The sequence below is a fragment of the Legionella sp. PATHC035 genome (assembly GCF_026191115.1).
Lineage (GTDB): Bacteria > Pseudomonadota > Gammaproteobacteria > Legionellales > Legionellaceae > Legionella.
The window spans coordinates 3,640,873-3,665,590 of record NZ_JAPHOT010000001.1; the positions used below are offsets into that span (position 1 = coordinate 3,640,873).

The window sequence follows — 24,718 nt, forward strand, 5'->3', positions numbered from 1 at the left end:
ATTAAATAAAAGCCCCCTGACTCAGAGTATGAATCAGGGAGCTTTTTGCTCACTATTGAGTAGTGCTCAACGGATTTTTCCATGTGTGCGCTACTTCCACCTCTTTGATATTCGGCTCTTCTGAGAGAAGGTGAGCCTGGGTTCCGCACCTAAAAAATGGGACACCGCTGGTGAAAACAGATTTTTTTGTGCTTCCTACTTCCATATCAGGCGACTGCAAGGATTTGATACTTTTTATAGCTGCTTCAATTTCCATCCCCTCAATACGTTGGCGTAAACTCTTAGTGACTTTTTGACTCGCCTCTGTTCCTTCAAGAAGAAAATTGACAACATCATCAAGAGAGGCCGCTTTATCTAATTTTTTAAAATTATTTAACATAGCTTTCTGCTTTGTCTCATTTTTTAAAAAATCACTGATTTCTTTATCATGAAAATGATCCACCTCATAGCGCCAAGCAATCCATTTAGCAGCATCAGCAGGATCACGATACGCTCTTACTACTGCTTTAGGATCTTGACTTGTTGGAAATGGAATGTTTATATATTTTTCTCCCTTCGTTAATCCTTCATACAATTTATCAACGTTATTATCAGGCAACCATTTTTCGTCATAATTTTCAGGCGAAGCAATAATGACTACTGGGATTCCTCTCTCTAAGCCATTTAACATTTCAATTTGTGTCCAACGTCCGGCAGGTTCAATGACAACCATCGAAGTACACATGCTGGCTAAATAGGGAGAGTCTTGCCCCCAGTCTACATTTTCGACAATAAATTGTGTCCGCGAGCCATGACATTCTTCCGTTTTGACTGGATCGCTCTCGCTGAGAAGAAAATGTTTAGTACGGGAATGCATGGTGACTGCGTCGGTACTGCCTCCTTCCGGCATCACGGTGATGGGAGGGAAAAATCCACCACCAGAATGGGTATCATGATCATGAATTAATCCATATAAATGACCCATGTAAGTCATACCGACTTCTCTTGGTTTTTGTTTTTGTCCAGACCAACCTCCATTTACAGTAGTAAAGGCTAATTTTTGGTTTTCAAGTTCCTCGATAACGCCGTCAATAGCTCGAGCCGCATAAGAGGCTCGTTGTTGATACATCAGCTTGGTTTTTCTCTCTTCAGGTCCTTTCTCTGTTACTTCTGTTTCTTCCAAATGATCTGGGAAATTACGTGCAAATCCTAATAAACCAACGCGCTGGATATGCATTTCATCGAGTGATTTTATAGTCGAACCCAGAGTAATATGTTTTTGCTTGACAAGAGTATTCTCCTTGTCACCATAAAATGCATGAACGCTATCTAGATCGGGATTTAACACAACACAAGGGTCAGCAATTTTAAGTTGAGGCTCACCCTTGACGTCATATGAAAAAAATATTCTCGTACAATCCGGTGGAGCAGAACAAAATTGATATGAGAAATTAGTTTCTCCCTTTTGAGAGTTGGGAGGGGTGACAGTAACATTCCACATTTCGAAACGAGATATAGACTTCAATTGGGCCATCTCTTTAATGAAAATGTTAAATTTCATTAAATCGAGGGCTTCTTTTGAGTCTGGCAAATATCCTTTCTCTTCACATATTTTTTTATTTTTATCAAGCAGCTCCAAAACCTCATAAAAGGATGGCTTGTCAAATCCCTTTAATCGTTGTTCTTTCCTTAAATTTTCTTTAAAAATTTCAGAAAAACCCATTATTTTGTCTCCGCGTACAACAATATTTGTTTTTTACTAAATCGTGATTTAAATGAGTAAAATTAATAAAAATCGACACTGGCAGTAACCAATATTGTTCATTTTAATTCACTGCTGTTTATTAATTTTACATGTCAATTATTAAGGAATCGTTAATTGCGATATATATTTGTACAGATTTAAAATGATTTAACCAATACTGCCTCAAGAGTCCATTGTTCTGCAGCATTCAATTATTGTGATGCTCGGATCAATAATTAATTAAAATGAAATCAAACTGATCAATACTAGACCCGCTCTGCTTTTCAATAAAGTGCAGGTGTGTTATTATAATAGTTTAAAAATTATTCAGTGAGGATAAAAATGAAGATTTATTGTCAAATAAATAACAAAATAGGATTTTTTTCAAAAGCTCAAGATCAAGCTATTCGTGATCAATCGAAAGTGCATTCTCTTTTAACAGGGCGTAAGGACACATTGGATGAGGCTTATCTTGATCAAAGGGAAGTGAGTATGATGATTAAATATAGCCCTGGTGCAAGAGCACAAGAAATTGCACAGTTTATAGACCAAGAAGGAAGTATGGTTATTCATCCTTTGAAAGAAGAATTTAAAGCTGAGTTGAGAGCTAGAATATTAAATAATAACCAAAACCCAATACCACATAACCCCCATGATGATCCCGATAATAATGTTTCCGCCCTCTCTTTATCCTAATAGCAACGTTAATCTGACAGGTACTCTTCTAAAAAGATATCTGTCAGAATAAATCTCTTCTCAAATCTTTCTATCCCTGATGGCCTCTTGAATAAAGGGTTTAAATAGCGTTGCCCGGACGACGGCGGTTTAATTACTGGGAAGTTGAATTCTGTCTTGCAAAATCTGCCAGTAAGTCTCTGCAAAAACAGCCAAGTGTATGCGATATAAGATTGTTTCAACTACTATACTAAGATAAAGCTTATGAATTTTATGTTGTAGAAAATATTTTTCAAGTTGAACCGTAGCGCTTCATTGAGCATAAGTCTAAACATGGCAAACTCGTTTTTACTTGCTATATAAATCGTTATATGATTATTTTGTAAGATTTATCAATGGGTTAGGAGTGGGGTGGTTTTAATTTGCCCATCCACTTAAAGCTGCGGGCAAGCTGGATCAACGTAGCCGCAAGGTGGATTGTCAACACACTTCGGTTGGGGATTCTAGATTATTTATAGGGATTTCTACTGGTAGCAATGCAGATGGTGAGTTTATGAAAGAGATGATTCATTTTGCGCATGGTAATGGTTTCCCAGCTTTATGCTATAAACAAATGCTGGAGGGACTCCAGAATGAATTCGATTATTGTTACATCGACAGACTTGGCCACAATCCCTTATTTCCTGTGAGCGAAAATTGGCACAATCTCGTTTCGGAAGTTATCTCCAGTATTAAAAAGCAGGCCAATCAACCTGTAATTGCAGTTGGGCATTCTTTGGGAGGCGTTCTAAGCTTATTGGCAGCAATTGAACAACCCGAATTATTTAAAGCGGTCATTATGTTGGACTCACCTTTAATTGGTACTTTCAAGTCAAGTATGGTTCGTTTGGCAAAAGCACTTGGCATCATTGATCGAGTTACGCCTGCATTTAGAACTCGAGGCCGCCGTATGTACTGGAAAGATCAGGATCAATTGATTGACTATTTAAAAACACGAGACCTATTTAAAACCTTTACCGATGCCTGCTTAAATGATTACATAACCTACGGCTTAGAGTACAAAGAGGATGGATATTATTTACGCTTTGATAGACATATTGAATATCAGATTTATCGAACCATTCCACATGTCATTCCAAATTATGAAGGTAAATTATTAATTCCATCAGCACTAATTTATGGTGACAAAACTACAGTGGTTGGTAAAATGGATGTGCGTTACATGAAAAAGTATTTTAATGTAACAAGTTATAAAACTAATGGGACCCATTTATTTCCCATGGAACACCCTGAAGTTGTGGCAAAGCAAATTATAAAAATTGTGTCTGGTTTAAACTTAAATTGAGTCTGTTTCCAATTCGCCAGGCTGAAGAAGAGTAGAATTGTCAACAGACACAGGTACTTGTGGCCAGAAGGCCCATAATTAAGGAGAATAATGTGCTACACGCTATTTTAGTGCTCATAGTCATTGGAGCTGCAGGGATATTGCTAACAAGGCAGGCAGCAATCTCAGTGTGGGCTATTAGTTTTGGTTTATTTAGTGCTCTTGTCTTCTATTATGGATCTCCTGGCATAACGACAAAAATCATTCTTGTTTTAGTTGAACTCGCTTTAATTGCTGGCACGATAAGACCTTTAAGACGAACATTATTATCCAAATATTTTTTTAAAACTGTAAGTAAAGCCATGCCAGCTATGTCTGCGACTGAAAGAGAGGCTCTAGAGGCGGGTACTGTAAGTTGGGAAGGTGATTTATTTAGTGGTGCTCCGGACTTTTCCATTCTGAGAAACGCACCCACAGTCCGTTTGACGGAGGAAGAGCAAGCTTTTCTTGATGGTCCTGTAAACACCTTATGTGCCATGATTGATGATTGGAATATAACTCATAACCTTACCGATTTGCCTCCAGAAATTTGGCAATTCATCAAAGAAAATCGGTTCTTGGGTATGATTATTCCTAAGCAATATGGAGGTCTGGAGTTCTCTGCAACAGCGCAAATGTCAGTTTTAGTAAAGATCTATGGGCGTTCCATTACAGCGGCCACAACTATATCTGTACCCAATTCTTTAGGACCAGGAGAGTTATTACTTAAATATGGAACTGAAGAACAAAAAAATTACTATTTGCCACGATTGGCTGACGGAAGGGAAATACCATGCTTTGCTTTGACAGGACCTAATGCTGGCTCTGATGCCGCATCGATACCAGACAAAGGCATAGTATGTCATCAAGAAATTAATGGTCAAAAAACATTAGGTATTCGGTTAAATTGGGATAAGCGTTACATTACCTTATGCCCAGCTGCTACCGTAATTGGATTAGCATTCAGATTATTTGATCCAGATAATTTGCTGGGTAAGGGTGAAGATGTTGGTATCAGTTGTGCGTTGATACCAGCGAATACTCCTGGCATTAAAAAAGGCCGCCGTCATTTCCCTCTAAATACAGGCTTTTTAAACGGTCCTACTCAAGGTAAGGATGTATTTATTCCCATGGATTACTTGATCGGTGGTGTATCCATGGCAGGCTGTGGTTGGCGTATGTTAATGGAGTGTTTGAGTGCTGGAAGGGCAATTTCCTTGCCTTCGAGTGCTAATGGAGGTGCACAAGCCGCTGCTTTAGCTTCTGGAGCTTATGCACGCATTCGCAAACAATTTAGCCAGCCAATAGGAAAGTTTGAAGGCATTGAGGAGCCTTTAGCTAGGATTGCAGCGAACACTTATATTATTGATGCGGCATTAACAATGGCTGCGGCTGCAATTGATCACGGAGCTAAACCTTCTGTAGTAGGTGCTATATTAAAATACCATACTACGGAACGTGCAAGACAAGTTTCGCTTGACTCGATGGATATTCATGGTGGTAAAGGAATTTGTCTCGGTCCCAATAATTATTTGGGTAGAGGATATCAGGGATCTCCAATTGCCATTACTGTTGAGGGTGCAAATATCTTAACTCGAAGTTTAATTATCTTTGGCCAGGGAGCAATTCGATGTCATCCTTATGTGTTTAAGGAACTTGAAAGTATAAGAAATAATAATTTGATTGAATTCGATAAGGCATTTTTTGCTCATGCTGGATTTGTCATTGCTAATTTTACTAAGTCTGTCATTTTTGCTTGGACTGATGCACATATGTCCAAAGCACCAGTGAGTAGCATGAAGCGGTACTATCAACTCGTGCATAAGTACAGTGCTAACTTGGCTTTTCTTGCAGATTTCTCGATGAGCGTTCTGGGTGGCAATTTAAAGCGTAAAGAAAAATTATCTTCTCGCCTTGGCGATATGTTGAGTGCATTGTATTTGACTTCAGCAGTCTTGAAACGGTTTCATGACGATGGTGAGCCTAAAGCCGATTTACCTTTAGTTGAGTGGAGTTGTCAACAATTATTGCATGAGTGTGAAATGGCAATGCATGGTGTTATTGTGAATTTTCCAGCACGTTGGGCACGAGTCGTTTTACGCTTGATTATCAAACCACTAGGTAATCGAAGAAATAAACCAAATGATCAACTTGGTCATAAATTAGCTAGAATATTAATAGAACCTGGTGAAACGCGTACGCGTATCACTCGTTTGGTTTACAGTAAAGCGAGTGATAATTGTCCGTTGGGTCGCATGGAGGAGGCTTTCCATAAAATTTGCGCTGCTGATGAGTTAGAAAGAAAAGTAATGAGAGCAGTAAAAGATAATGTTTTAAAGTCACTTACCTTGCTTGAGCAGATCAATGAAGCTTTAGTATGTGGATTGCTAACTGATGCAGAAGCCAAGCAATTAAAAGAAGCGGAATTGGCTCGACAAGATGTGATTAAAGTAGATGATTTCGATGATGAGGAACTAAGACGCCCATCATCTGTAAAATCTACACGAGGAAAAAAAGTTGTTGTAAATAAAGATGATATAGAGTCAGAGATGATTTAACTTTGATCTATGTATTATTCGTTGTGAGTTCGTTGCCAGTTCAAAAATAGTTTAGTCTGGGTGCGCAGGGAGACCAATAGGATGCACTCAGGCTTTTCTGGTCTATAATTAGACAAAGTCATCCAATCAAAGCGATTACAGTCTAAAGAACATTATTCCTTGATGTTGGGAATGATTTAAAAATATGGAGGTTAGCATGAAAAAAGGTTCAGTGAAGAACTCGATCATGATGACCCTATTCATGAGTTGTTTTTTATTGTTAACATCCATATCGACTACGTCTTTGGCAGATCCTCCCACTCAAGTTGCTCGACTAAGCTACATTAACGGGACTGTGAGTTTTTTACCCGCCGGAGAATCACAGTGGGTAGGTGTCACTCTCAATCGTCCTTTAATTGCAAATGATCAAATATGGTCTGATACAGGCTCGATTGCTGAAATGCAACTGTCTGGGGCTAATGTCCGTGTTGGAAGTCAAACTGCATTAAAAATTTTGAATTTAAATGATGAAATAGCACAGTTTCAAATCGAACAGGGAACTCTTGTTTTAAGTATCAAAAAAATCAATTCCCAACAATCATACGAAGTGGATACGCCGAATTTAGCTTTTTTAGTTACTGAGCCTGGATATTATCGTTTCGATGTCATAGCGGAAGAGAATATGACTACCGTAAGTGTCAGAATGGGGCAGGGGACAGCTTATGGAGAGAGTACATCCAATACGGTTAGTGTGGGTAACTCATGCAGTGCCACAGGGACTAATCTAGATAATTTTCAATGCACTACATTGGGTGTAGCCTACGATGATTTTGAGAGCTGGAGTTTAGAGCGTGATAAAATGGCAGGAACAGTCTCTACTCAATATATTTCTTCAGATACTATAGGTTATGAAGATCTCGGTAATTATGGTTCTTGGACTGAAGATCAACAATATGGTCCTGTTTGGTATCCTAATAATGTAGCGTCAGATTGGGCACCATACCAAAATGGTCAATGGATATGGCTAGGTCTTTGGGGTTGGACTTGGGTGGGTAATCAACCCTGGGGATTTGCACCATTTCACTATGGACGTTGGGCCTTCGTTAGGAATCGATGGTGTTGGGTCCCTGGACCAATAGGTGCTCGTCCAATGTATGCACCTGCATTAACCGTATTCATTGGCGGCAATAATCCCCAATTCATGATCAATGGCGGATATGGCATTGGTTGGTTTCCTCTTGCTCCTGGGGAACCTTATATTCCTCCTTATTACGTTAGCCGAGACTATTTTACTGCAATCAATCTGAGTAACACCGTTATTGATGCAGCGTTTATTAATAAAATTTACAAAAATCCAAATAAGCTAATTAATTACAGAAATGTACGGTTTGAGAATGGGGTTACTGTTGTGTCATCAGATGATTTTATTCATTCCAGGATAGTGAAGAATCTTCGCTCACGTATTCCTAATCAAATTCTATTTAATGCGGCGCAAACTCATGTCGCACCTATTGTGCCCCAACCTGTCAGTATATTGGGAGGAAAGGGAGTTACTCAGGCGATACCTCCCGCACAAATAATATCAAGGCCAATCATAACCAAAACTCAGCCTCCTCCCGCAACGCCTTCTTTCTCAGAAATAAAACCGTTTTTGTTAAAAAATGGAGGCAGACCTTTGACTCAAGCAGAAGTTCAGAATATAAATGCTGGAAAATCAGGTATCATCACGCAATCACTTCCAGTAACTGTTCATTCAGTGCCTGGTCAATTCCCGGCTGGACAATTAGTTCCGAACCAACCAAATCCCAAAGTGAAGCCCGGTCTAAATGTGCAACCTACCCAAAATATTCAACCTGGGCTAAATGTTCCACCTGGCATAAAAGTGCAACCCGGTCCAACCGTTCAACCTGGTCGAAAAGTTCATCATGGTCCAGCTGTTCAGCCTAAACCGTATGTTCAACCTGTTCCAGCTGTTCAACCTGGCCCAAAAGTTCAGCCTGCTCCAGCTGTTCAACCTGGTCCCAAAGTTCATCATGGTCCAACTGTTCAGCCTGGTCCGACCGTTCAACCTGGCCCAAAGGTTCAACCCGGTCCAACCGTTCAGCCTGGTCCAACTGTTCAACCTGGCCCCAAAGTTCAGCATGGTCCAACTGTTCAGCCTGGTCCGACCGTTCAACCTGGCCCAAAGGTTCAACCCGGTCCAACCGTTCAGCCTGGTCCAACTGTTCAACCTGGCCCCAAAGTTCAGCCTGGTCCCAAAGTTCATCATGGTCCAACTGTTCAGCCTGGTCCGACCGTTCAACCTGGCCCAAAGGTTCAACCCGGTCCAACCGTTCAGCCTGGTCCAACTGTTCAACCCGGCCCCAAAGTTCATCATGGTCCAACTGTTCAGCCTGGTCCGACCGTTCAACCTGGCCCAAAGGTTCAACCCGGTCCAACCGTTCAGCCTGGTCCAACTGTTCAACCTGGCCCCAAAGTTCAGCCTGGTCCGACCGTTCAACCTGGTCCCAAAGTTCATCATGGTCCAACTGTTCAGCCTGGTCCGACCGTTCAACCTGGCCCAAAGGTTCAGCCTGGTCCGACCGTTCAACCTGGTCCAACCGTTCAACCTGGTCCAACCGTTCAACCTGGCCCAACCGTTCAACCTGGCCCAAAAGTTCAGCCTGCTCCAGCTGTTCAACCCGGCCCAACCGTTCAGCCTAAACCGTATGTTCAACCTGGACCAAAAGTACAACCTAAACCCTATGTTCAGCCAAAGCAGCAATAGACTTGAGTCAATAATTCTACAGCAGCTTTTTTTCAGAGTACCAAACGACTCTAATGTTAACAAGGGAGTATGATTAGGAGGTGTTTAATCGTATAAAACGAAGTAATCAATATGAATATTAAACTGAATTTCAAAAAAATCAGTATGCACTTGAGAAAAACCCAGAAAATTTTTATGTTTTAGGGAACAAAAATAATAATTTAAAATGGATGATTATTCCGGTTAACGTGACCCATGAGTCATGTTTCTTTTTCCATATTACAATAACATTTTCTGAAAATCTTTAAGCGTTTTCCTTAGCCTCATCTGGCATGGTGATGTTTAATTCGAGCACTGAGTTATCTCCCATGCGCTCAAGATTCACACTGACCTGATCTCGTGTGACATGGACATATTTCGCAATAACAGCGAGAATTTCTTCTTGAAGCTTGGGTAGGTAGTCAGGTGTATTGCGTTGTGAGCGTTCATGAGAAATGATTATCTGTAAACGTTCCTTAGCAACTGATGCTGTAGCAGTCCTTCTACGCAAGTAATTAAAAATACTCATACCGTCACTTCCTCCTTGTTTTTACTGAATAAGCGACGCAACAATCCCTTACGATCACTACTGATGAAGCGCATTGGTCTTTCTTCACCGAGAAAACGAGCAATTGCATCTTGATATGCAATACCGGCGTCACTTGTTTCGTCAAGTACTACGGGTGTACCTGTATTTGAAGCTTTAAGCACTGACTTTGACTCAGGAATAACGCCAATTAATGGAATGGCCAATATTTCTTTTACATCTGTTACAGAAAGCATGTCACCACGCTCGACACGTTCTGGGTCATAGCGTGTTAATAATAAATGTTCTTGGATTGGTGCTTTATTTTCAATAGCTCTTTTAGTCTTACTTGCAAGAATTCCTAGTATCCGATCGGAATCGCGGACTGAAGAAACTTCTGGATTCGTTACAACGATTGCATGGTCAGCAAAATACATAGCCATTAATGCACCGGTTTCAATTCCAGCAGGTGAATCACAAATAATGAAGTCAAAATCTTTTGAAAGATCATTAAGGATTCTTTCAACTCCCTCCAGTGTTAGTGCATCTTTATCTCGTGTTTGTGATGCAGGGAGGATACAAAGGTTTGGGATACGTTTGTCTTTAATTAAGGCTTGATTGAGGTTTGCTTCGCCATTTATAACATTAATAAAATCATAAACGACTCGTCGTTCGCAGCCCATTATGATATCAAGGTTTCTTAAACCGATATCAAAGTCAATAACCACAGTTTTGTGCCCTAAGAGAGCAAGCCCTGAAGAAATAGCTGCAGAAGAAGTAGTTTTTCCTACTCCACCTTTGCCCGATGTAATTACAATTATTTTAGCCAACGCTGAACCCTTCCTATTTTTTTTGATTCAACACAATATTTAACCAACAGTGTACACGTTAATCGATTAATAATTCAAGTAGTGCAGGAGTGATCTGAGGAAAAACATTTTCCAAAATTGAGTGAGATAAAAATACTTTTTTTTCCTTTTTTACGTTTCATTGTTTGCTTTAGTCTTTAGCAATATTCGAAAAAAAAGGGGAAATGACGACCCAAGGATAAAAAAATGGATTTTTGATGGGAGCAGTGATTAAGTCCTATAATTATAAGGAATTATTTTGTTTATTGTAAATTATCTGTTTAATTTGTCCACAATTTATAGTAAACTATTCGGTTAATTTAACTCCTGATAGCGAGAATAAAATGGCGCTTTCTATTGTGCAGCAATCATTAACCTTTGACGATGTACTACTTGTTCCTGCACACTCTTTAATACTTCCTAAAGATGTGTCTTTGAGAACAAAATTAACTCGTGCGATTAACTTGAATATTCCTCTTATATCAGCAGCCATGGATACTGTTACTGAGGCGCGCTTAGCCATTGCCTTAGCGCAAGAAGGTGGTATCGGTATTATACATAAAAATATGACCATCACGGCACAGGCTGAAGAAGTTCGAAAAGTGAAAAAATTTGAAAGTGGCATGGTTAGGGATCCAATCACTGTGACTCCTAATATCACTGTTAAAGAATTACTGGATGTAATGTCTAAGTATAATTTTTCAGGGGTTCCTGTAGTTGATGGAGAAGATTTAGTTGGTATCGTAACGAGTCGTGATATCCGTTTTGAAACCAATTTGTCTTTGAGTGTCGAACAAGTGATGACTCCTAAGACGCAATTAGTTACGGTTAGAGAGGGAGCGAGTCGCGAAGAAGTACGTAGTTTATTACACAAGCATCGTATTGAAAAACTGCTTGTGGTAAACGATGCTTTTCAATTACGTGGGTTAATTACAGTAAAAGACATCCAGAAAGCTAAAGAAAATCCTTATGCGTGTAAAGACGATGCGGAGCAATTACGTGTTGGCGCAGCTGTTGGTGTGGGTGAGGGCACTGATGAACGTATTAGTGCACTGATTGAAGCCGGTGTAGATGTCCTTGTTGTAGATACGGCTCATGGACATTCGCAAGGCGTACTCGATCGTGTTAAATGGATTAAGAAGCACCATCCAGAGATACAGGTGATTGGAGGAAATATAGCTACTGCTGCGGCAGCTCGTGATTTATATGCTGTAGGTGCGGACGCTGTAAAAGTGGGTATAGGCCCAGGTTCTATCTGTACTACGCGGATCGTAACCGGTGTTGGGGTTCCACAAATTACTGCCATCGCCAATGTGGCAAAAGAACTTAAAGGAAAAATTCCTGTAATAGCAGATGGTGGAATACGTTTTTCTGGTGATGTGTGTAAAGCACTTGCTGCAGGTGCTGATACAGTAATGCTTGGAAGCATGTTTGCAGGAACAGAAGAGTCACCAGGTGAAATTGAATTATATCAAGGTAGAACTTATAAGAATTATCGAGGTATGGGATCAATTGGTGCCATGGCTTCATCACAAGGCTCCAGTGATCGTTATTTCCAGGACGCCTCATTAGGTTCAGAAAAATTAGTTCCAGAAGGAATTGAAGGTCGTGTTCCTTATAAAGGATCGGCGCAAACAATTATTCACCAGTTGTTAGGTGGTTTGCGTTCTTGCATGGGCTATACAGGATGTGAAAATATCGAACAATTACATACTAAGGCTGAATTTGTACAAGTGACTAATGCAGGAATGAGAGAATCACACGTCCATGATGTCAGTATTACGAAACAGGCGCCAAACTATCAGGTGGATAATTAATAATGAACGATTTAAAGCAACATCCTTTACTGATCCTTGATTTTGGTTCTCAATACACACAATTGATCGCTCGCCGAGTACGTGAGCTAGGTGTATATTGTGAAATTCATCCTTTCAACATAACCCAAGAAGAGTTTGCTTCTCTAAGTCCTTGTGGCATCATTTTATCTGGTGGCCCAGCAACTGTAACCCACGATGAAAACCCACGAGCACCCCAATGGTTATTTACAACGGGAATTCCTATTTTGGGGATTTGCTATGGAATGCAAACCATGGCAGTACAATTAGGGGGCGAAGTGCAGTCATCCTCTATGAGAGAATTTGGTTATGCTGAATTGAAGTTGCATGGTCACAGCAAATTGTTTTCGCAAATTGAAGATCGCCTTAATACTGATGGAAATGCTTTATTAGATGTTTGGATGAGCCATGGAGATAAGGTGACGAAATTACCTGTTGGTTTTAAGGTAATTTGTGAAACGCGTAATGCTCCCATCGCCGGAATGGCTGATGAAAATCGTCATATGTATGGTGTGCAATTTCATCCAGAAGTAACCCATACTCTGCAAGGGATGCGTATTTTACATCGTTTCGTTGTAGATATTTGCAAGGCTTCAACCAATTGGACGTCAGAACTTATTATTGATGAAGCAATCAGTAAAATCAGAACTAAGGTAGGAACAGAAAAGGTTCTACTTGGTCTATCGGGTGGTGTCGATTCTTCGGTAGTTGCTGCTTTATTGCATAAGGCTATTGGCAAACAATTAGTTTGTGTTTTTGTTGATACGGGCTTGCTGCGCTTTAATGAAGCAGATGAAGTTATGGAGATGTTTGGCAAGCACATGGGTATTGAAGTGATTGCTGTTCAAGCAGAAGAGAGATTTTTAAATGCTCTGAAAGGGGTGACTTGCCCTGAGGAAAAAAGAAAAATTATTGGACGTACTTTCATCGAAGTATTTGATGAGGAAGCACTAAAAATTCCTGGAGTTTCATGGTTGGCACAAGGAACGATTTATCCTGATGTTATTGAGTCGGCAGCAACGAGTACCAATGGTGCTTCTGTGGTCATTAAATCGCACCATAATGTAGGTGGATTGCCAGAAACTTTGAACTTAAAACTATTAGAGCCTATCCGTGAATTATTTAAAGATGAAGTGCGAAATATTGGTCTTGAGTTAGGTTTGCCACATGACATGGTTTATCGCCATCCATTTCCTGGTCCTGGATTGGGGGTGCGAATTTTGGCAGAAGTGAAAAAGGAATATGCAGATATTTTACGTCGAGCGGATGCTATTTTTATTGAAGAATTGAGAAAAGCTGATCTTTATCATAAAGTCAGTCAGGCTTTTGCGGTATTTTTACCGGTTAAAAGTGTGGGTGTGATGGGGGATGGACGTAAATACGATTATGTGATTTGTCTTCGGGCTGTTGAGACGGTCGATTTTATGACAGCACATTGGTCGCAATTACCTTGGGACTTTCTCGGCCATGTATCGAATCGCATTATTAATGAAGTAGATGGGGTATCTCGTGTAACGTATGATATTTCAGGTAAACCACCAGCTACAATTGAATGGGAATAATTGTAGGCTGGGTTATAGGTCAAAAATGCCCGGATTAAGCTGCCGCTAATCCGGGCTACAAATCACCTAAGCTATAAATTTTAAAATTTTTTCTATAACTAATAATGAACGATCACTATTGGATGCAAAAAGCATATGAGCAGGCAATTCTAGCCCAAAATGAAGGAGAAGTTCCTGTTGGTGCCGTATTGGTAAGCAAAGATAATCAGTTATTAGGCTTAGGACGAAATGTCACACAAAACAGTCATGATCCATCGGATCACGCAGAAGTCCGTGCAATCAGGCATGCATCGCAACAGCTAAAAAATCACCGACTATTAGATACAACGCTCTATGTGACTCTTGAACCTTGCGCTATGTGCGCGGGACTTATTGTTCATGCCCGAATTAAAAGAGTAGTTTTTGCAACCCGAGATTTTAAAGCAGGAGCCGCAGGATCCGTCTACAACTTATTGCAGGGTTATCCTTTAAATCATAAAGTTCAAATTGATGAGGGAATTATGCAAGCGGAATGTTCTTTATTGCTGACAGAATTTTTTCAAATATTGCGGTAAATTTTTTTAAAGTTTTTTCTATTGGAATTCATAGGTACTTATGAATTACCGGAGATAACTGTAAATTACTGAAACATTCTCATGCTTGGATGATGACTAAATTTGGATTAAGTAAATATAGAACTTATTGTAGCTTAGGTTGGTCTTTTTCCTGAATCCCCTGTTGTTTTTCCGCTATCGTATGCCCCTTAAAAAATCTTAATTTATCTTTTTCAACGGGTTCCATCCTCTTATCAAAGTCCAGAATTGCTTGATAAAATTCAGTAGTTTCTGGCTTTTGTAACTTTTTGGGGCTACGGATCGCTCTCTCGGCAGCTGCCAGGATTTTTATATATTTATCTGCCGAACTTAAAGTAGGGTCAGTTGCAATTTTATAAATATGCGCAACACGGTGAGGGACTGTTTTCTCCTGTCCATCAATAACAATAGTCTTGCCTCCTCCTAATCCAAAGAAGCCCGTCTTCCATATTCCTTTTTTTATTTCATTCTGGAGCAGATCAATTATAAAACTATTAAAAAATGCATGGTATTTTCTGTTGGGGATATTTTGCGGTGTATAAGTCCTTACAATCTCTGGATTTGACTCCCAAGGGGCTTCTACTTTTTTTAATTGATTGTTTTCGTCTAAGAAGTAAAAATTGATTTGTCCCCGTTCATAATAAGGTTTGAATTGCTCCCAATAGCGGTAAAGAAAGCGAAGTTCAGCAAAAGTTATTTTGTCGAATTTTTTATCAAAACACATCTTATAATCTATTTTGTTCAAAACAAAATGTAGCTTATGTTCATTATTAAGCGTCCAAAACACGCCCATCTTTGACATTTTTTTAATGAAGGGCATTTTGTCAGTTTGCTTTGTTAAGGGAGAAAGCTGTTCAATTTCATTGTTTAAAAGACTGGCATATGATTTGAATGTTTGTGCTGGGGCATAAAAGGCATTGCTTGGTTTTGCAAAACTGGGATCGACAAGGGGTTCAAGAAAGGGGTCAATAGTTGCATTAAATAGCTCGTCTACTCTTTTAGCGAAAACATCTTTTCCTTGCGCTCTCAAAAAATAAAATAAACTAATACGTGAACCGCTTATTCCATAAACTAGATCCCCCTCCTCAAATCCATCTAACAGGGTATCTAAGTTTTCTTCAAGAATATTGGGAATAAATTCTTTTAAATAAAATGGATAATGAGGCTCGGAGGGGCTGGAGATTACCTCTAAAACATGATGATATTCCTCTTCTATTTCTTCGGGAACTTCTTCTTCATCACCAAGATGTATCAAAGTATTATAACTTTTTTTTAGCTCTTCAATTTCATCAATATTGGAGTTCCAATAGGTTCGCAAAATCGAAGCTACCTGACGTTTTTTCATACAATATCGGATTGAATTTGTTTGTCTTAATATAGTCAAGCTGATGGCAATATGAAAATAAATCCAGCATTTCGGTGTTTTTTTGTTTCATTCCGTATGTGATGATATTCTATCTTTTTTGAGATGTTACTTTGAACAGACTAGTAATTCCTGAATTAGTTTTTGCTTTAGAATTTCCTTCTCATCATTATTTAATGACTGATTGTTTTGATTTGTAATATAAAATGTATCTTCTGCACGTTCTCCGGCAGTTACAATTTTTGCATTATGTAAGTGAATATTTAAGGTTGAAAATACCCTACCTATAGTTGCCAGCAGGCCAGGTCTATCTCCAGTGACCATGAATAATCGAGTTTGATGATTAGTCAGATCATCGTTGTAATGAATTTGAGTTTTAACATTAAAATGTGCCAAAGCCCTTGAAAGTCTTTTTCGAGCTATGGCAGGCAATTGTTCTGTTTTCGCTAAATGGGTACATAAAGCCTGTTGAATATCATGGGAGCGTTGTTTATTAAAAAATGCCTGATTTTGCTCATCTAAAATAATGTAAGTGTCCAAATCATATTGATTATCACAGGTAAGAATCATTGCTTCTTGAATGGTGACATTGTGGTTGCTTAAAACAGTTGTCGCAATGGCAAACCGATCATCTCGATGGGGCATATAGATAAAAACTTCAGTTCCACCTTGGCTATGATGAGGCATAATCATGACTAAGGGAAATTTTGTGCATGCAAGAATTGCCTTGGTATGACGGGCTATGATTTCAGGAGATTCATGTAAAAAATATTTATCTCTAAATTGTTCCCATAAGTTTTCAACCATTTTTGCTGATGTTCCTTCAGCAACCAATATCGATAAAGCATAGTGCTTACGTGCTTTAATGAGTTCTGTTTCATCCATTAATTCTTGTTCTTTATGTAACATATGTTTGGCAGCACGATATAACTCCTTAAGCAGAGAATCTTTCCAAGAATTCCATAACGTGGGGTTGGTACCACAAATATCTGCAACCGTGAGCAGATACAGATAATCCAAATAGTGAGGGTGGGGTAAGAGTTGGCAAAAATTCTTTATCGTATTGGGATCATAAATATCCTGGCGTTGTGCGGTTTGGGACATGATGAGGTGGTTCCGTACAAGCCACACAAGCAAATCACAGTCTTCTTTTTCAAGTTTGTGATTTTGCGCAAAATGTAATGCCTCAACTGCACCCAGTTCAGAATGATCGCCGCCTCTTCCTTTGGCAATATCATGAAATAATGCGCTTAGATAGAGTAGTTCAGGTTTGTTTAAAGTAGACATGATTTGTACGCAGAGGGGAAATTGCGCGGCATAGTTTTTTTCTTTGAAACGTGACAGATTGCGAATTACGAATAATGTGTGCTGATCTACTGTATACACATGAAATAAATCATATTGCATTTGCCCAGTGACCATAGCAAAACATTCCAGATAATGGGCTAGAACACCATATCGGCTCATTCGATGTAAGGCCTTATAAGGTCCATCCGCTGTTTTAAGAATACTCATAAATAATTCAGTTGTTTCTGAAGAAGCTTTAAAGCGCTTATTCATCAAATAAAGTGATTCTCTAATTAAACGAATAGTATTCGCTCGGACTCCTTCAATATCAGGGCGTTTTGCTATCCAGAGAAATAATTTTAATAGTGCTTGCGGATGGTGGATAAATATGCGAGTGTTTCTTACTTCGATGTAGTTATTAGACAATTGGAATTCATTATCGAGATGAAATAGTTTTTGTTTGGGGGAGTGAGCTATAGTTTCATCAAACCATTGTAATAACATCTCATTAAGTTCTCTATTCCGTTTGATTACTTTAAAGTAATCTTTCATAAATTGTTCTATGGCTAGTGAATGAGGTTTATCTTTATAGCCAAAAAACTGAGCTAGTTTAATCTGATAATCAAAAGATAAGCGTTCCTCCGCTTTTTCAGCTAATACATGTAAGGCAAAACGGACGCGCCAGAGAAAATGCTGGCAGTATGTTAGTTTTTCATATTCTTTATCCGTAATGAATCCATAGCTTATGCCATCTGCTAATTTTTTAATATTAAAATGACGCTTACCAATGCTGAGTAGAATATGCAAATCTCGTAGACCGCCAGGGCCATATTTGACATTGGGTTCCAGGTTATAAGCTGTCTCACCATATTTAGCATCGCGTTTTTTTTGCTCTTGAAGTTTTGCTAAAAAATAATCATGACTTGTCCACATGTGCAGGGGATGGATTTGATAAGTCAATTCTTCCATTAATGCGCCTCGACCGCATAATAAAAACATGTCCATGAGACTTGAAATCACAGCAACATCTTGAGATGCGAGATCCGCACACGAGGAAACGCTAGTGATTTGATGGCTGAGATCCAACCCAACATCCCAGCAATCCTGGATAAAGTTTTGTGCGCGCTGTAATTGTGATTTCGAGACTTTATCAGTGTGCAGCAATAATATATCAATATCAGAATAGAGATGCAGCTCTCGACGCCCATAACTGCCCAGGGCGAGAAGGCAAAAAACCTCATGATCCAATTGATTTTTAGTGAATAGACTGATTACCAATTCATCGATGAAGGCAACAAGTTTACGGATAATGGTGGTGATATTGGTTTTATAATCGAATTCTTCGCGTAATTTTTCTTTAAATTGTCTTAGAGAGTTTTTAAGATGTTGCAACTCTAAGGTCATCCCTTTTTTTTCTGCATCAAGTGCTTGTGCAAAGGGATGACTTTTTGTAGGTTTATTTTCGTTCTTCATTGCGCAGAGTCAAAATTTCTACACCATCATCGGTAACCAATAAGGTATGTTCCCATTGGGCGGAAAGACTGTGATCTTTAGTGACTACAGTCCAATGATCAGGTAATAAACGAGTGTGGTGTTTGCCAATATTGATCATGGGTTCAATGGTGAATGTCATCCCAGGCTCCAGTTTCATTCCGGTGTTAGGTATTCCATAATGCAGTACTTGGGGATCTTCATGAAAAATACGTCCTATGCCATGGCCACAATAATCACGGACAACGGAGCAACGATTTTTTTCCGCATGCTGTTGGATGGCATGTCCTATATCACCTAAATGGACCCCGGGTTTTACCATGTCAATTCCTATAAACAAACACTCATGAGCCACCTGAGTTACATGTTTTGCTTTGACTGATGGCGTACCAATTATGAACATCTTACTTGTATCGCCATGATATTCGTCTTTGATTACGGTGACATCAATATTGATAATATCGCCATCTTTTAAAACCTTTTTTCCTGGGATCCCATGGCATACTACATGATTGACTGAGGTACAAATGGATTTTGGAAACCCATTATAATTTAAAGGAGCAGGAATGGCTTTTTGTGTGTTGACGATGTAGTCATGACAAATAGTATTCAGTTCATCTGTAGTGACGCCTTCTTGTACATAGGGTCCAATCATCTCAAGAACTTCTGCGGCCAGTTTGCCGGCAACACGCATTTTTTCGATTTCATCAGGGGTTTTTATAGTAACTGCCATAGGTGATCCAAAAGTGTTATTCAATTTTGTTCCAATAAATTATAGTGTAGGCTGAATAAGAACTGTATGTATTCATGGTTTTGGAACGAACACCATCTTAGCATAACTGATTATACATGTCACCGAATCCAATTTGATACTAGGTTTCAGACCAGTTCGGGAGTTGTTGTCGAATCGAGAACATCACGAGAGATCCCCAGTGTATTGTTACTACAACATGGAGATCACTCGTTTGCAGAATTTAGGTTGGTTTAGGGCTATCGCCAACATGTCGTCGGTCTTGTTTCTGGGCTTTCATTTTTGCCGCGATTTCTAATTGTTTATCGGTTATTAAGAAAAGTTGACTGTACCAAAAAGATCCATATTTAGTCTGTGCTCCAGGATTATATTTCTGAACGTTCTTTCCAATAACAATTTCAGGCTCTACGTCAGTTGAGTATTTACCATTATGGTTTGGAGTATAGGCCAAAAAAGAATCTTCAGTGGCAGGTGGTGTTTTCAAATAAATGGTAAATGCTTTTAAAGTAATCTCGCTTTTTCGTCTCGTGTTTTGTAAGGCTTCCTTAATTAAGTCTTGCAACTCAATTATGGAGCCATCTTCCAGATCAACAAAACAATCTTTAGCGTCTTTAGGAGAACCATGTTCGTCGATTTCAATAACTTTTTTAAAGACTTTGCCAGGAGGAATTGATAGATAAATCATAATACTTCTTCATAAGGGTAAACAATTACTCGAGTGTATCATAATCATTCAAAATTCATATTTATTTGTCGTAGAATTTTGTTTCACTTACTCTCATTTCGAGTACTATACTTTATTAATGTCTGGCCGCTTACTCTAAGGAAAGAAAATGAAAGTATGTGCTCGCGGTTTCCTGTTTGCTTTATCCTTTCTTACAAGTATCTCTATTTTTGCTTTTGAGGGGCATGTCGGTGGCGGCTATCATGGCGCACCTCCTCCAAATACTGGGTACGATAATGGGTATCATAACAACACTAATTATAATAATTACCACGGTAATTACTATCACAACGATGATTGGTATGGAGATGGGGTTAATGTGAACACGGACGACATTTGGTATGATGATAATTTGAATGATAATACCGGTGTGGTTATTGGAGTGCCTGCAGAAGGTTATTATGATCCTTCATGCCAAACAATAGATGACTGCAGTTCAGGTACTTGTGAGTTGCTTAATACATGTGAATAAGGGTTATGGATAAAAAGACATATCAATGGGCAGTGGTAGGGGCTGGTCCTGCGGGGATAGCGGCAGTCGGTAAGTTATTAGATTATGGTATTTTAGCGGAAGATATTTTATGGATTGACCCCCATTTTAAGGTTGGCGATTTAGGTCTTTACTGGGGCAGCGTTTCGAGTAATACAAAGGTAAAATTTTTTAATGATTTTTTATTGGCAGTTCGTTCTTTTCATTACCAAGATGCACCGATTGATTTTCAATTAAATCATTTACCTGTTGATGAAACATGCACTTTAAGTTTCATTGTTGAACCGTTACAGTGGATTACGGAACATTTGTTACAAAAGGTTCAATCAGTAAAAACAACAATTCGCAGTATGTCCTTATCTAAGCGTTTATGGTCTTTATGTTCAGACTCAAAAAGCTACCAAGCCAAAAATGTCGTATTGGCTACAGGTGCACTCCCGTCTACATTAAATTATCCCGGTGTTAATGTCATTCCTTTTGATACAGCGATTGATAAAGAGAAACTGTCATCTGTGATTCAGCGGGATGAGACTTTTGGTGTATTCGGTTCATCACATTCAGCAATTATTATTTTAAAGCATCTTGTCGAATTGAAGGTTCAAAAGGTGATTAATTTTTATCGTTCCCCATGTCGTTATGCTATTGAAATGGATGATTGGATTCTTTTCGATAATACTGGACTTAAGGGGCAAACTGCGGCTTGGGCACGTGAACATATTGATGGTGTTTTGCCTTCTAATCTGGTTCGTTATAATCTCAGTGAACCTAATATTGCACGTTTTTTACCTGAATGCGACCAAGTAGTTTATGCAGTAGGTTTTGAGCAACGAAAAAGCATTGTAATTGGTGATTACGAAAATGCGCATCATAATCCCTATGTTGGCATCATTGGGCCCGGATTGTTTGGATTAGGTATTGCTTATCCCGAAACAAAGACTGATATTTATGGCAATGTCGAGTCTCAGGTGGGGTTATGGAAGTTTATGGTGTACCTGAATAAGGTAATGCCAGTTTGGTTGAAGTATCCCACTTAAGTTTTAATTCGTGATCCGTGAACACTAATGCTCTTGGATCATGAGAACTCAATTAATACCGTCCATTTTGTTATCTAAATCAGCTTTTTTAGTGTCAAGATAAGGCTGAATAAGAATCACTATTAAATATAAAAAAAAATTTGTAAAATACACCTCTATTTTGAGGAGAAAATTATCAAAACAAGTCGTACAAGTTATTGGTCTAGTGAACTCATCACCTTAGTGTGTAGCCTTTTTTTTACCTTAGCATGTAATAGCTCTTTCTGGACAGAATTACTTCAAGGCAAAGAATTAGCAAATCCACATACCTGGTTTGTTATATTTTGTACAGCAACTGCAATCACTGGTTTGCAGTGGTTCTTACTTCTTTTAGTGATTAATCGTTGGACTTTCAAATGGTTTACTATGGGGCTGTTACTGGTCACATCTGTTGCTGTGTATTTTATGAGTACATTTCATGTGTACATTGATCCCACCATGATTACCAATGTTGTTAGCACCGACTATCAGGAGAGCAGCGAGTTTTTGCAGTGGCGTATTCTTCCTTATTTTTTATTCCTAGGAGTAGTCCCTTGCTGGATCATTTGGCATATTAAAATTTATAAAAGAAGCCTTCCTTCCTATTGGGCTGGACGATTAGGAACTATTTTTTTGTCATTGTGTATGATGTTTGGTGGTTCGTGGGCAATATTTCAAGAACTTGGTCCCATTCTTCGGGAAAGAAAACAAATCGTCTATTTACTGACTCCTTTAAATATCATTTCATCTTCAACAAAAGCGTATTGGAGAGCGCGACAGGCGCATGTTGATAAAACAAAAATTATGATTGGAGCAGATGCTCACAAGCTTCCACGCACTGAAAATAGTAAACCACGCGTTATTATCCTTGTCGTTGGCGAGACGGTTCGCGCTGGAAACTGGGGTTTAAATGGATATCATAGACAAACAACCCCAGAACTTGCTAAACGTCGAGTGATTAATTTCAGTGAAGTCACCAGTTGCGGTACGACAACAGCAGTTTCGTTGCCCTGTATGTTTTCTCCTTATGGCATTCATGCATACAACAGTAAGAAAATTGATCAAACGGAATCTCTGCTCCATTTATTGGATCGTACCCATGTTTCTATTTTGTGGCGTGATAACCAATCAGGCTGTAAAGGGGTATGTGAAGACTCCATGGTGGAAAAATTAAAAAAAGATGCTTTATGTCAAAGCAAACGTTGTTTTGATGAGGTTCTTTTGCATCAACTTCAGGAACGGATTGTTAATAAAAAGGGGGATCAGCTGATCATCTTGCATATGCTTGGTAATCACGGTCCAGCGTATTTTGAACGTTACCCAGAGCAATTTAAACGTTGGACTCCTATCTGTGAAACCACGGATTTATCCACTTGCTCACAAAAAGCATTGGTAAATACTTATGATAATGCGATTTTGTATACAGATTCGATATTAGCTCATGCAATTGATTTGTTACATAATATTAAATCCCACGATACAGGATTAATCTATGTATCGGATCATGGTGAGTCACTTGGGGAACATAATTTATTTCTTCATGGGTTACCTTATTTTATGGCTCCGGACGAACAAAAGAAGGTTCCTATGATTCTCTGGTTATCAGATGGATTATCGAAACAATTAGCCATGAACAAAAATTGTTTGCTTAATAAGCAATCTGACCCGATATCGCATGATTATTTATTTTCAACGCTGTTGTCGCTTTTTGATGTCAAAGCAAAGGAATACAATCCAAAATTTGATTTGATTCACTCATGTCGCATATAAAATAGAGCGCAGCGAGGTATACTCGCTCGTAACCGTGGGTTGCTGGGTAGGGGGTTCTCGCTGCGCTCGGGATGACAGACGACTCCCGATGACTAGACCAGGTTAGGGTTGATGTGAACGATAACGCCAAAACTTAGGAAAGGCGAGACAACAAACAGTCACGCCGATAATACATAATACACCACCCGATATCAAAGCAGTGGTAATGCTAAAACTGGATGCGATAAATCCGGCACGGGTATCTCCTAATTTAGGTCCACTTAAATAACTGATCATTTCGATGCCTGCCAATCGGCCGCGATATTCTGTTGGAATGGTATTGTTCCATAAAGTGCCACGAAATATTCCACTGATAGCATCAAAAGCACCAGCAAGCGCCAGGAAAAATAGGACAAGCCAAAGTGAACTGGATAAACCAAATCCAATAATTGAGGCTCCCCATAGCGCAGCGGCAATGGCAATGGCTTTCCCATCACGATCTACTTTTGCCGTCCAACCACTGAAAAATGAAATAATCAAAGCACCTACTGCAGGTGCTGAATAAAGTAAACCCAAAGTTTTTGCACCACCGAATGATTGGGCTATAGCAGGAAGTAAGGAGTTGGGCCATGCAAAAACCATCGCGATAAAATCAACAAGATAGCTTCCCATTAATTCTTCTCGATTAAAAGCAAAGGAAACTCCCTGTTTTAATGAAGAGAGAATGGATGGATGGACGTGCTGTACGGGTTTGGGAATATTATGCAACCTAATTAAGGTGACTAATGACATAAAAAATGTAATTAAGTCAATTAAATAAGTAATAACAATGCCGTATTGAGCGATGATAAGCCCAGAAAGAGCTGGAGCAATAATCATACAAAAACTGAATTTAAATGTAGCAAGTACCCCCATTTTTTTATAATCACTGGGATCAACAATTTGTTGTGCAATGCTATCAAAAGCAGGGCGATGTAGGCCGGTAATCGCTGACATGGACGCTGAAACGATAAAAATCAGGATCAGGGAAGGTGCCGCTTGATAGGAGTTAAGTACAAGCATGCAACAACCCACAGCAAGGAGTAATTCACTGAAAATTAATAACCCACGACGATTGTATCGATCTGCAAATACCCCACCAATCAGGGCAGTAACCAATAGAGGTAACAATTGTACTAAGCTTAATAATCCCACCATAAGTGTTGATTGGGTCATTTGATAAATTTGATAGGGCAGGGCAACACTACTGATCATGGTGCCTATAAATGAAATGAACTGCCCAAAATAGAGCAGCCTGAAATCACGATTTTTTTTTAGAAGAGACAGGTCTAGAAATTGACTCATATTGAACATCCAAATAGATAGGGCAATAGCTTAAGCGAATA

18 protein-coding genes are annotated in these 24,718 nt (G+C 39.1%); 10 read left to right on the plus strand and 8 right to left on the minus strand.

The window, feature by feature from the left end; genetic code table 11:
* Window positions 1-52 precede the first annotated feature (52 nt).
* Window positions 53-1,702 (minus strand): hypothetical protein, encoded by a 1,650-nt coding sequence (locus OQJ13_RS15800; protein WP_265711809.1) that lies wholly within the window; start codon window positions 1,700-1,702, stop codon window positions 53-55.
* Window positions 1,703-2,065: 363 nt separating this feature from the next.
* On the opposite strand from OQJ13_RS15800, the gene OQJ13_RS15805 reads away from it, so the two are divergent.
* The 4 genes from OQJ13_RS15805 to OQJ13_RS15820 all read left to right on the plus strand — a co-directional run bounded on the left by OQJ13_RS15805 (window position 2,066) and on the right by OQJ13_RS15820 (window position 9,065).
* Complete coding sequence (locus tag OQJ13_RS15805; protein WP_265711810.1) at window positions 2,066-2,419, plus strand: hypothetical protein; 354 nt, start codon at window positions 2,066-2,068, stop codon at window positions 2,417-2,419.
* A 532-nt stretch (window positions 2,420-2,951) separates the two neighbouring features.
* Window positions 2,952-3,743: an alpha/beta fold hydrolase gene (locus tag OQJ13_RS15810; protein WP_265711811.1), complete on the plus strand. Its 792-nt coding sequence runs from the start codon at window positions 2,952-2,954 to the stop codon at window positions 3,741-3,743.
* 92 nt (window positions 3,744-3,835) lie between these two features.
* A complete protein-coding gene (locus OQJ13_RS15815) occupies window positions 3,836-6,319 on the plus strand; it encodes an acyl-CoA dehydrogenase (RefSeq protein ID WP_265711812.1) in 2,484 nt (827 codons plus the stop codon).
* A gap of 196 nt (window positions 6,320-6,515) precedes the next feature.
* The gene (locus OQJ13_RS15820) at window positions 6,516-9,065 is read left to right on the plus strand and encodes a DUF6600 domain-containing protein (protein WP_265711813.1); all 2,550 of its coding nucleotides are present in this window, start codon (window positions 6,516-6,518) and stop codon (window positions 9,063-9,065) included.
* 283 nt (window positions 9,066-9,348) lie between these two features.
* Here the strand turns inward: OQJ13_RS15820 and minE are convergent, their stop codons facing one another.
* Entirely contained in the window at window positions 9,349-9,612 is a 264-nt protein-coding gene (gene minE / locus OQJ13_RS15825; RefSeq protein WP_265711814.1) for a cell division topological specificity factor MinE, read from the minus strand.
* Window positions 9,609-10,439, minus strand: a complete 831-nt coding sequence (minD, locus tag OQJ13_RS15830; RefSeq protein ID WP_265711815.1) for a septum site-determining protein MinD — start codon at window positions 10,437-10,439, stop codon at window positions 9,609-9,611. The genes minE and minD overlap by 4 nt, the downstream gene beginning before the upstream one ends.
* Window positions 10,440-10,801: 362 nt before the next feature.
* On the opposite strand from minD, the gene guaB reads away from it, so the two are divergent.
* From guaB to tadA, 3 genes are all read left to right on the plus strand, one after another.
* Window positions 10,802-12,274: an IMP dehydrogenase gene (gene guaB, locus OQJ13_RS15835; RefSeq protein WP_265711816.1), complete on the plus strand. Its 1,473-nt coding sequence runs from the start codon at window positions 10,802-10,804 to the stop codon at window positions 12,272-12,274.
* Between the two features lie 2 nt (window positions 12,275-12,276).
* Window positions 12,277-13,854 (plus strand): glutamine-hydrolyzing GMP synthase, encoded by a 1,578-nt coding sequence (gene guaA, locus OQJ13_RS15840; protein WP_265711817.1) that lies wholly within the window; start codon window positions 12,277-12,279, stop codon window positions 13,852-13,854.
* Between the two features lie 104 nt (window positions 13,855-13,958).
* Window positions 13,959-14,408 (plus strand): tRNA adenosine(34) deaminase TadA, encoded by a 450-nt coding sequence (gene tadA, locus OQJ13_RS15845; RefSeq protein WP_265711818.1) that lies wholly within the window; start codon window positions 13,959-13,961, stop codon window positions 14,406-14,408.
* Window positions 14,409-14,532: 124 nt separating this feature from the next.
* On the opposite strand, the gene OQJ13_RS15850 is transcribed toward tadA, so the two are convergent.
* The 4 genes from OQJ13_RS15850 to OQJ13_RS15865 all read right to left on the minus strand — a co-directional run bounded on the left by OQJ13_RS15850 (window position 14,533) and on the right by OQJ13_RS15865 (window position 20,003).
* The gene (locus OQJ13_RS15850) at window positions 14,533-15,771 is read right to left on the minus strand and encodes a hypothetical protein (RefSeq protein ID WP_265711819.1); all 1,239 of its coding nucleotides are present in this window, start codon (window positions 15,769-15,771) and stop codon (window positions 14,533-14,535) included.
* Window positions 15,772-15,897: 126 nt separating this feature from the next.
* On the minus strand, window positions 15,898-18,480 hold the full coding sequence (glnD, locus tag OQJ13_RS15855) for a [protein-PII] uridylyltransferase (protein WP_265711962.1): 2,583 nt from the start codon (window positions 18,478-18,480) through the stop codon (window positions 15,898-15,900).
* Between the two features lie 52 nt (window positions 18,481-18,532).
* Window positions 18,533-19,300 carry a type I methionyl aminopeptidase gene (map, locus tag OQJ13_RS15860; RefSeq protein WP_265711820.1) on the minus strand — a complete coding sequence of 256 codons (768 nt, stop codon included), beginning with the start codon at window positions 19,298-19,300 and terminating at the stop codon, window positions 18,533-18,535.
* 241 nt (window positions 19,301-19,541) lie between these two features.
* On the minus strand, window positions 19,542-20,003 hold the full coding sequence (locus OQJ13_RS15865) for a permease (protein ID WP_265711821.1): 462 nt from the start codon (window positions 20,001-20,003) through the stop codon (window positions 19,542-19,544).
* 148 nt (window positions 20,004-20,151) lie between these two features.
* Between OQJ13_RS15865 and OQJ13_RS15870 the strand changes: the two genes are divergently transcribed.
* The 3 genes from OQJ13_RS15870 to OQJ13_RS15880 all read left to right on the plus strand — a co-directional run bounded on the left by OQJ13_RS15870 (window position 20,152) and on the right by OQJ13_RS15880 (window position 23,354).
* Entirely contained in the window at window positions 20,152-20,514 is a 363-nt protein-coding gene (locus tag OQJ13_RS15870) for a hypothetical protein (protein ID WP_265711822.1), read from the plus strand.
* Window positions 20,515-20,519: 5 nt separating this feature from the next.
* A complete protein-coding gene (locus OQJ13_RS15875; protein WP_265711823.1) occupies window positions 20,520-21,566 on the plus strand; it encodes an FAD-dependent oxidoreductase in 1,047 nt (348 codons plus the stop codon).
* A gap of 174 nt (window positions 21,567-21,740) precedes the next feature.
* Window positions 21,741-23,354 (plus strand): phosphoethanolamine transferase, encoded by a 1,614-nt coding sequence (locus tag OQJ13_RS15880; protein WP_265711963.1) that lies wholly within the window; start codon window positions 21,741-21,743, stop codon window positions 23,352-23,354.
* Between the two features lie 102 nt (window positions 23,355-23,456).
* Here the strand turns inward: OQJ13_RS15880 and OQJ13_RS15885 are convergent, their stop codons facing one another.
* Entirely contained in the window at window positions 23,457-24,677 is a 1,221-nt protein-coding gene (locus OQJ13_RS15885; protein WP_265711825.1) for an MFS transporter, read from the minus strand.
* Window positions 24,678-24,718 lie beyond the last annotated feature (41 nt).